This window comes from Kribbella catacumbae DSM 19601 (assembly GCF_000372465.1).
In the GTDB taxonomy this organism is placed as follows: Bacteria; Actinomycetota; Actinomycetes; order Propionibacteriales; family Kribbellaceae; genus Kribbella; species Kribbella catacumbae.
In genome coordinates this window covers 86,768-96,187 of record NZ_AQUZ01000033.1, presented here as the reverse complement: position 1 = coordinate 96,187, position 9,420 = coordinate 86,768, and the positions used below count along the sequence as shown (strand labels likewise).

Genomic DNA, 9,420 nt, shown 5'->3' with positions numbered 1-9,420 from the left:
CTGGTGGCCCAAGATGACCGGCCGGATGCTGGACGAGAAGCTCGGCAAGCTGCACTTCTGGCTGCTGTTCATCGGCTTCCACACGACGTTCCTGGTGCAGCACTGGCTGGGCGTCGAGGGCATGCCGCGCCGCTACGCGTCGTACGGGGCGAACGAGGGCTTCACCACGCTGAACGAGGTCTCCAGCGTCGGTGCCTTCATCCTCGGCCTGTCGATGCTGCCGTTCTTCTACAACGTCTACAAGTCGCGTAAGGCGCCGCTGGTCGGTGTCGACGACCCGTGGGGCTGGGGCCGCTCGCTGGAGTGGGCGACCAGTTCCCCGCCGCCGCGGCACAACTTCGTCAGCCTGCCGCGGATCCGGTCGGAGAGCCCTGCGTTCGACCTGCACCACCCGGACATCGCCATGGCGGAGTACCCGGACAGCGGCGCGCCCAGGGATAACCTGCTGGATGCCGGCGAGGACCAGGGCCGGGTCGAGAACCTCGAGCGCAACCTGGACGCCGATACCGACGTGGACGGGAAGGGTAAGGCATGAAGGCGGAGGCCTGGGTCTTCGGGCTCCTGACGCTGTTCGTCCTGATCGTGACGCCGATCTACTGGTTGATGTCCAAGGACCCCACCGGCACCACAGCGCTGGTGATGACGTTCTTCCTGTCGCTGCTGGTGGCCTACTACCTGGCCATCACCGGCCGCCGGATGGACGCCCGCCCGGAGGACCGCAAGGAAGCCGAGATCATGGACGGCGCCGGTGAACTCGGCTTCTTCCCGCCGTACTCCTGGTGGCCGCTGTACTGCGCGCTCACGCTGTCGGTGATCGTGCTCGGACTGGTCTTCGGCTGGTGGCTGTTCATCATCGGCACCGGCCTCGGCATCGTCACGTTGAGTGGCTGGGTCTTCGAGTACTACCGCGGTGATCACGCTCACTGAGTAAACTTTTCCGGCTGTTCGGACGTCATCAGTACAGCGGGCCGTGGGGGCTCCGCCGTACTGGTGACGATCTCAGTGCGTGGGAATGACCGATGCGCGAGCTAGGCTTTGCGCGGCGGCAGATGGTGACTCAGGGGAGCTCAGGTGTTGAGTAGGACGGTCCGGAAGCACGGCCTCGCCGTGGCGGGGATCTGCGCGATGCTGCTGGTCGGCAGCGCATGCAGCGACACCAAGGCGGACGATCCAGTTCCAAACGCCGGCAACTCGCCGGGGAACACCTCCACTACTCCAGGCTCGTCGACGACTCCCGGCGCCAGCACCACGCCGTCGGACGACCCGGCCGCCGCGGGCGTCCAGATCGTGCCGGCCAAGGGTGCCTCCGCGGTTCGCCCGGACAAGCCGGTCACCGTGACGTCCTCTGGTGGCGAACTGTCCGACGTGACGCTGAGTGACTCCAAGGGCAACAAGGTGGACGGCAGCCTCAACGCCGAGAAGTCCCAGTGGACCTCCGAGCCCCAGCTCAAGCCGGGCGCGAAGTACACGCTGACCGGTACGGCCAAGGGCAGCGACGGCAAGAGCGTGCCGATCAGCTCGAACTTCAAGACGCTGGCCGCGGCCGGCAACCTGAAGGCCTCGGTGGCCCCGCTCAACGGCGAGACCGTCGGCGTCGCGATGCCGATCCTGATCTGGTGGAACAACCCGGTCAAGGACCGCGCCGCGGTCGAGAAGCGCCTCTCGGTGAAGACCTCGGTCCCGGTCGAGGGCAGCTGGCACTGGGTGAACAGCAAGCAGGTCAACTACCGCCCGAAGACGTACTGGCCGGCCGGCACCAAGATCTCGGTCAGCATCAACACCCAGGGCGTCAACGCCGGCGCCAACATCTGGGGCTCCGCGAGCCGCAAGATCGACTTCGCCATCGGCAAGTCGGTCGTCACCAAGATCGACGTCAAGAAGCACACCATGACGGTCGCGATCAACGGCAAACTCGCCCGGACGATCCCGATCACGGCCGGCAAGAGCGGCTTCACCACCCGCAGCGGCACCAAGGTCATCATGGAGAAGTACCCGGTCAAGCGGATGGACGCCCGAACGGTAGGCATCAAGCCAGGCGACCCGGAGTACTACGACATCCACGACGTGAAGTGGGCCCAGCGGGTCACGAGCTCGGGCGAGTTCATCCACGGCGCACCTTGGTCCGGCGGAGCGCAGGGACGCGACAACGTCAGCCATGGGTGTGTGGGCATGAGCCTGAAGGATGGCCAGTGGTACTTCTCGCAGACGTTGCGAGGCGACCCGGTAGTCGTCGTCGGCACCACGCGGACGATGGAGCCCGGCAACGGCTGGACCGACTGGAACGAGACCTGGGCGAAGTACAAGGCCGGCTCGGCCCTCACCTGATTCCCCAGGCCGGCGCCTCCGCTCGCCGCCCGCACCGGGTCGGCGTCTTTGCGGCGTTCGCTCGCGATGGCTCAGGCCACGAGCAGGCGGAGGCCGAGCTCTGCCGCGTCGAGGGCGACGAGCTCGCTGTTGAGCTCGGCCCACCGGCCTGAGGAAAGGTCGTCGCGGAGGCTGTCTACTGCCCGCTGCTCGGCATCCGGCCCGACTCTGGTCCATACCGAGACCGCGCGACGCACAGGTTCGTCCAGGTATTCCTCCGGCCGGCGCCAGTACGCCTCGAAGAAGCCGTCAGAGCAGTCCCACGGGATGAGCACCGGCTCCATGCGGGCGCCGATAGCGCGGGCCAGCTGGTCCACCGAGGGTCTGCCGGCGACGAGGCCAGCGACCTCAGGCAGGTAGTCGCGGGTGAGCCAGAACCGGTGACGCCAGCCGGGGGCACTAGCGTCGTGGGTGAACACCACGACGCGGCGGGCTACGCGCCGCATCTCGCGCAGCCCGGCGATCGGGTCGTGCCAGTGATGAACGGTGCTCACAGCCATCGCGGCGTCGAAGGACTGGTCCTCGAACGGCAGGCCCTCCGCACTGGCGCCCACGCATCGCGCCGCGCCCGCTGGACGCTGTGCCCGCATGACTGCCGATGGTTCCACCGCGGTCACGTCGCGGTCGAGGGGCTCGTAGGAGCCGGCGCCCGCCCCGACATTCAGTACCGTTTGCGCGTCCCCGAGCGCATCCCAGATCCTCGCAGCGATCCGCGGCTCGGTACGACGAGTGGCTGGGTAAGCGGACCCGATCGCTTCGTACAACTGCGCACCGAGGACTTTCAGTTGTGACTCTGGCGTCGTCTTGATCCCCATGGCCCGCTCCCTTAGTTCTGTGTCTATGGCCGTCACCATGGCAGCAGCGCGGTCGCGCTGTTCCAGCAGTAGGCCGTGCAGCCGGTGCAGGTGCGCGACCGCGTCGATGGCCGGGTCGTCAACCAGACCCGCTATCTCGCGTAAGCCGAAGCCCAGGCGCCGGTAGACGAGCACCTCTCGCAGTCGCTCCACGTCGCCTGCCGAGTAGGTCCTGTAGCCGGCCGCGGTCCGCTCGGACGGGTGCACGAGGCCGATCTCGTCATAGTGATGCAGCGTACGGACGCTCACCCCGGCCAGCTCAGCCACGCGTCCCACGGTCAAGTGTTCCTCCATGCCGCGCACTATGCGGCATGACGCCACGTGAGGGTCAAGCGGGCGACTGAGGAGCCCGCGCCCCGGGGTGGGTCGGAGCAGGCGTGGGTACCTCCCCAGTACAGGAGAAACAGAAAGACCCCGGCCGAAGCCGGGGTCTTCTGGGTGGTGCGTAGGTCAGTGGTGCTTGGTGCTGGTTACCTCGCGCGCCGCGTCCTCGTCGAGTTCCACCGTGCCGGTGACGCCTTCCACCGACCCGTGCTCGTCGTGATGCCCATGGGAGTGGGCTTCCTCGATCTCGCCTGCAGTCGGCTTCTGCACCGCGTCTGCGTAGTAGAACCGTGACAACCGAGCGCGGACCTTGTTAAGCGCCCGGCGCGGAGCCCGTACGCCGTTGTCGTCCGTTTCCGGGCCGACCTCGTACGGAACGACCCGATCCCGGGCGGTGAGCTCATAGGCCTCGTACTTCGAGATCGGGGTGTGCTTCTCGTAGTACTCGCCCTCGGGCGTCCGGACGATGATGCCGGACTCGAGGCCGTGCAGGAGCCGCTCGTTGTCGGCGCGCTGCAGCGAGATCGCGACCCGGCGGGTGACCCAGAACGCGAGGATCGGGCCGAAGAACACCGCGAAGCGCAGGAACCAGGTCACGTTGTTCAGCGAGACCCCGAAGTGGGTGGCGACCAGGTCGTTGCCACCGGCGATCCAGAGCAGGCCGTAGAACGTGATGAACGCGGCGCCGATACCGGTCCGGGTCGGCATGTTGCGCGGCCGGTCCAGCAGGTGGTGTTCGCGCTTGTCGCCGGTGATCCAGCCTTCGATGAACGGATACAGGGCGACCAGGGTGACGAACGCCGGCGGGATGATGAGCGCCGGTATCAGCAGGTTCCAGCTGAGTGTGACGCCCCAGAACTCGGACTCGAATCCCGGCATCAGGCGCACAGAGCCCTCCAGCCAGCCCATGTACCAGTCGGGCTGGGAGCCTGCGGTCACCTCTGCTGGGTTGTACGGCCCGTACAGCCACACCGGGTTGATCTGCAGCAGCGCGCCCATCAGGGCGGTGATGCCGAAGACGACGAAGAAGAAGCCACCGGCCTTGGCCATGTAGACCGGCATCAGCGGGTAGCCGACGACGTTCTTCTCGGTCCGGCCGGGACCGGGGTACTGCGTGTGCTTGTGGTACACGACCAGGAACAGGTGCGCCGTCACCAGGGCGAGGATCAACCCCGGGATCAGCAGCACGTGCACGGTGAAGAACCGGGCCACGAACTCGTCGCCGGGGAACTCGCCGCCGAAGATGAAGAAGCTCAGGTACGTGCCGATCACCGGCGACGCCTGGATCATGCCCTGGGTGATCCGCAGACCGGTACCGGACAGCAGGTCGTCCGGCAGGCCGTAGCCGATGAAGCCCTCGATGATGCCGAGGAACAGCATCCCGAAGCCGATCACCCAGTTCAGCTCGCGCGGCTTGCGGAACGCGCCGGTGAAGAAGATGCGGAGCAGGTGCACCATCATCGAGGCGACGAACAGCACGGCCGCCCAGTGGTGGATCTGCCGCATCAGCAAACCGCCGCGGATGTCGAACGAGATGTCCAGGGTGGAGGCGTAGGCCTCCGACATGTGCAGGCCCTTGAGCAGGCTGTACGAGCCCTGGTACTCGACCTCGGCCATCGACGGCTTGAACCAGAAGCTCAGGAAGATGCCGGTCAGGATCAAGATGATGAAGCTGTACAGCGCGATCTCGCCGAGCATGAAGGACCAGTGGTCCGGGAACACCTTGCGAAGGTTCTTCTTGCCGATCTTGCCGATGCCGATCCGGTCGTCGACCCACTTGACCGGCGGCGGAAAGTCTTTCTCAGACACGGTTGTCACCCTCGTTCCCAGAAGCTCGCGCCGACCGGCTCGGTGAAGCCGCTCTGCGCGACAAGGTAGCCCTCTGAATCCACTGCCAAGGGTAGCTGAGGCAGCGGACGGGCGGCGGGGCCGAAGATGACCTTGGCGCCGTCGGCCAGGTCGAACGTCGACTGGTGGCACGGGCAGAGCACGTGGTGCGTGGTCTGCTCGTACAGCGAGATCGGGCAACCGACGTGGGTGCAGATCTTGGAGTAGCACAGGATGCCGTCGATGCCCCAGTTCTCGCGGCCGGCCGGCGTCCTGATCTTGTCCGGCTCGATTCGTACCACGATCACGGCGGCTTTGGCCTTCGCGTTCTGGTACTCGGTGTGGCTCTCTTGGAGCATCGGCTCCAGGTTCGCCGGTGCCGCGTTGACCAGTTGGCCGACGACCAGGTCGGACGGCTTGATCGGGCGCAGCGTGACGTCGTTGACGACCCGGATGCCCTTGGCCCAGATGGTGTTGTAGAGCACGCGGCCGGGCAGCGGGCCCAGGTCACGCAGCAGCACGATGGCCGGCAGACCGAGCAGGCCCATCGCGGCGATCAGCGACCGGCGGATCATCTTGCGCCGGGTGAAGCCCGACTCCGCGACGCCTTCGGAGAAGGCGTCGATGATCTCGGTCTTCTGCTGCGGCGTGGAGTGCGCGTCGTGCCGGTCCTCGGCGATCTCGTTGTCGACCATCAGCTTCTTGGCCCACTGGATCGCGCCGGCGCCGATCAGGAACAGTGCGAGTCCGAGGGTCACGCCGAGGGTGAGGTTGTTCGCGTTACCCGACAGCGGCCCGATCACGACGGTGGCGTCGCGCGGGATCGCGAAGTACGCGACGCACGAGCCCAGCGCGAGCAGCCCGGCCAGGCCGAACATCGTCGAGACCTGACGCTCGACCCGGTCCGCGGCCTGCGGATCGATGTCGGTGATCCGCAGTTCGTGCGGCTCGATCCCCGGGTCCGGGATCGGCTCTGCCAGGACGACCTGGCTGTCGTGACCCTGCTCCGCGCTCACCGCAGGCAGGTTCTCCTTGTCGTCACTCACTCTGCCTTCGCTCCCTTGGCCTTGACGCCCTTGGCGCCGATCCAGACCGCAACGCCGACCAGCAGGCCGATACCGACCAGCCAGCCCCAGAGGCCTTCGGAGACCGGGCCGAGCCGGCCGAGACCGAAGCCACCCGGGTCCTTCTGCTCCTCCAGCGCCTTCAGGTACGCGATCACGTCGCGCTTGTCATCCGGCTGCAGCACCTGGTCGGAGAAGACCGGCATCTGCTGCGGGCCGGTGAGCATGGCCTCGTAGATGTGCTTGGGGTCGACGTTCATCAGCGACGGGGCGTAGCGGCCGTTCGGCAGCGCACCGCCCTTGCCGGCGAAGTTGTGGCACGCCGTGCAGTTGGTCCGGAACAGTTCGCCACCGCGGGTGACCTGCTCGTCGGTGACCTTGCTGATGTCGTACGACTCCTCGGCCGGTACCGCCGGGCCGGGGGCGAGCGAGGCGACGTACGCCGCCAGCGCCTCGATCTCGGCAGGCGTGTACGCCGGGGCCTTGCGCGGAACCTGCGCGTTGGGCTGCATGGCCGGCATCCGGCCGGTACCGACCTGGAAGTCGACCGCGGCCGCGCCGACGCCGATCAGGGACGGCCCGGCCATCTTGCCTTCGCCGTTGCCACCACCCTCGGCGTTCAGACCGTGGCAGCTCGCACAGCCGACCGCGAAGAGCTTCTTGCCCTCTTCGATCTGCTGAGACTGGGCCGAGTTGTCCGCCACCGCGTTGTCGGGGGCGAACGCGGCGTACGCGGAACCCACCGCCAGGAGGCCGAACAAGAGCACGACGAGGCCGGCTGACCGGTGCCGTCGTCGCGCGGAGAGGAAGCGCGCCGGTGACAAGGAAAGTCTCTTCTCACTCATTTGAGCAGGTAGATGGTCGCGAACAGGGCGATCCAGACCACATCGACGAAGTGCCAGTAGTACGACACGACGATCGCGGAGACAGCCTGTTCGTGGGTGAACTTACGAGCCATGTACGTCCTGGCGAGGACGTACACGAAAGCGATGAGACCGCCGGTCACGTGCAGACCATGGAACCCGGTGGTCAGGTAGAAGACCGACCCGTACGGCGATGACGCGATCGTCACGCCCTCATGGATCAAGGTCGCGTACTCCGTCACCTGGCCGGCGATGAACACGGCGCCCATCAGGTAGGTGAGGATGAACCACTCGCGCATGCCCCAGCCGCGCACATTGGCGACCGTGCCGCTCCGGCCGACCCTGCCGTGCTCGGCGGCGAAGACGCCCAGCTGGCAGGTCACCGAGGACAGCACCAGGATCGTCGTGTTCACGGCCGCGAACGGGACGTTCAGCATCTCGGTGGAGGCGTCCCACAGGGACTCCACCCCCGGCGCTGCGGCGGCGGTCGTCACCGACCGGATCGTGAAGTACGCCGCGAACAGGGCGGCGAAGAACATCAGTTCGCTCGAGAGCCAGACGATCGTGCCGACACTGACCATGCTGGGACGGTCGTGGTGTCCGTGTTCACGAGACGCTGGGAGCGCGGTTGCAGTGGCCACGGCGTCATTATGTCGGTCCAGGTATCTGACAGCACGCCCACCCCCATGCATGTCGGCGACTTCCTGTTCTTACTGTTGAAAGGTGCTTCCCCTCCACGCCGGACCTGGCGACCAGATCGAGCCGTTCACCACGGTCAGGCTGCTGACCGCCTGGACGTTCGAGCCGGTGTTACTCGCCGTGATCGTTGTCGTCGGCGCCCTCTATCTGTACGGCGTCCACCGCCTTCGCGCGCGGGGAGACAAGTGGTCGCGCGGCCGGACCTTCGCCTTCGTCGGCCTCGGTCTGGGCAGTGCCGTGATCGCCACCCAGTCGGCGATCGGCACCTACGACACCGTGCTGCTCAGCGTGCACATGGCTCAGCACATGATCCTGTCGATGCTGACCCCGCTGGCGATGGCGCTCGGCGCGCCGGTGACGCTTGCCCTGCGCACCCTTCCGCAGCGGCCCCGCGGCTGGTTGCTCTCCGTGTTGCATTCGCGCTTCGCCAAGGTGATCTGCTTCCCGATGATCGGCTTCACCCTGTTCGTGCTGAGCCCGTGGGCGCTCTACTTCAGCGGCTGGTACGACGCCACGCTGCGCTCGGCGATGCTCCACGACCTGCTGCATGTGCACTTCATCGCAGTGGGCGCGCTGTTCTTCTGGCCGCTGCTCGGGCTGGATCCGGTGCCCGGCCGGGTGATCTACCCGTTCCGGCTGATCCTCACCTTCCTGACGCTGCCGTTCCATGCGTTCCTGGGGATCACGATCATGTCCGCGAACAGGCTGATCGCCGAGGACTGGTACACGGCTTTCGGCCGCTCCTGGCCGCCGTCGCCGCTGCGCGACCAGTACATCGCGGGCGGCCTGCTCTGGGGATCCGGAGACATCGTCGGGCTGATCTTCTTCGGCGTGCTGTTCGTCCAGTGGGTGCGGCAGTCGCAGCGTGAGGCCAAGCGTGAGGACCGCCGGCTGGACCGGTTGGAGGAGCAGGCTCGCAGGGCCGAGCAGGGTCCCCGGTAGGCTTCGCGGTGTTGTCCGCATGTCCACTCGTCACAGACACACAGCTTGGGATGAATCGATGAGTTCAGAGCGTCCGCTGAAGGTGCTGGTCTACAGCGACGACCGCACCACGCGGGAGTCCGTCCGGATGGCCCTGGGCAAGCGGCCTGCCGCCGATCTGCCCGAGATCGAATACCTCGAGTGCGCGACCGAGCCGGCTGTGATCCAGCAGATGGACAAGGGCGGCATCGACCTGGCCATCCTCGACGGCGAGGCCGTACCGGCCGGCGGGCTGGGCATCGCCCGCCAGCTCAAGGACGAGATCTTCCAGTGCGGACCGATCCTGGTGCTCATCGGGCGCCCGCAGGACGCGTGGCTGGCGACCTGGTCGCGCGCCGAGGCAGCCGTGTCGCACCCGATCGACCCGGTCCGGCTCGCCGAGGCGACCGCCGGGCTGCTCCGGCAGCGGCTCGCCACGCTGCCCGCGACCACCTGATCCCGGCA

Annotated in this window: 10 protein-coding genes; 5 read left to right on the top strand and 5 right to left on the bottom strand. The window is 67.0% G+C overall.

Annotated elements, in window-relative coordinates; translation table 11 throughout:
- The 3 genes from A3ES_RS0129260 to A3ES_RS0129250 form a co-directional block, all read left to right on the top strand.
- A partial coding sequence (locus tag A3ES_RS0129260; RefSeq protein WP_083933768.1) for a cbb3-type cytochrome c oxidase subunit I occupies positions 1-535 on the top strand: 535 nt, incomplete at its 5' end.
- On the top strand, positions 532-927 hold the full coding sequence (locus A3ES_RS0129255; protein ID WP_020390402.1) for a cytochrome c oxidase subunit 4: 396 nt from the start codon (positions 532-534) through the stop codon (positions 925-927). The genes A3ES_RS0129260 and A3ES_RS0129255, both read left to right, overlap by 4 nt.
- Before the next feature lie 144 nt (positions 928-1,071).
- Complete coding sequence (locus tag A3ES_RS0129250) at positions 1,072-2,325, top strand: L,D-transpeptidase (RefSeq protein ID WP_157630801.1); 1,254 nt, start codon at positions 1,072-1,074, stop codon at positions 2,323-2,325.
- 71 nt (positions 2,326-2,396) lie between these two features.
- Here A3ES_RS0129250 and A3ES_RS0129245 read toward each other — a convergent pair whose 3' ends face one another.
- From A3ES_RS0129245 to ctaE, 5 genes are all read right to left on the bottom strand, one after another.
- Positions 2,397-3,512 carry a MerR family transcriptional regulator gene (locus A3ES_RS0129245; RefSeq protein ID WP_020390400.1) on the bottom strand — a complete coding sequence of 372 codons (1,116 nt, stop codon included), beginning with the start codon at positions 3,510-3,512 and terminating at the stop codon, positions 2,397-2,399.
- Positions 3,513-3,668: 156 nt separating this feature from the next.
- Positions 3,669-5,360, bottom strand: a complete 1,692-nt coding sequence (qcrB, locus tag A3ES_RS0129240) for a cytochrome bc1 complex cytochrome b subunit (protein ID WP_020390399.1) — start codon at positions 5,358-5,360, stop codon at positions 3,669-3,671.
- Positions 5,357-6,385, bottom strand: a complete 1,029-nt coding sequence (qcrA, locus tag A3ES_RS0129235) for a cytochrome bc1 complex Rieske iron-sulfur subunit (protein WP_051084838.1) — start codon at positions 6,383-6,385, stop codon at positions 5,357-5,359. Before qcrA ends, qcrB begins: the two co-directional genes overlap by 4 nt.
- A 26-nt stretch (positions 6,386-6,411) precedes the next feature.
- On the bottom strand, positions 6,412-7,278 hold the full coding sequence (gene qcrC, locus A3ES_RS0129230; RefSeq protein ID WP_026163308.1) for a cytochrome bc1 complex diheme cytochrome c subunit: 867 nt from the start codon (positions 7,276-7,278) through the stop codon (positions 6,412-6,414).
- On the bottom strand, positions 7,275-7,988 hold the full coding sequence (gene ctaE / locus A3ES_RS0129225) for an aa3-type cytochrome oxidase subunit III (protein WP_083933766.1): 714 nt from the start codon (positions 7,986-7,988) through the stop codon (positions 7,275-7,277). Before ctaE ends, qcrC begins: the two co-directional genes overlap by 4 nt.
- Positions 7,989-8,019: 31 nt before the next feature.
- On the opposite strand from ctaE, the gene A3ES_RS0129220 reads away from it, so the two are divergent.
- Positions 8,020-8,937: a cytochrome c oxidase assembly protein gene (locus A3ES_RS0129220; protein ID WP_020390395.1), complete on the top strand. Its 918-nt coding sequence runs from the start codon at positions 8,020-8,022 to the stop codon at positions 8,935-8,937.
- Between the two features lie 58 nt (positions 8,938-8,995).
- Positions 8,996-9,412 carry an Rv3143 family two-component system response regulator gene (locus tag A3ES_RS0129215; RefSeq protein ID WP_020390394.1) on the top strand — a complete coding sequence of 139 codons (417 nt, stop codon included), beginning with the start codon at positions 8,996-8,998 and terminating at the stop codon, positions 9,410-9,412.
- The last annotated feature ends 8 nt before the right edge of the window (positions 9,413-9,420 follow it).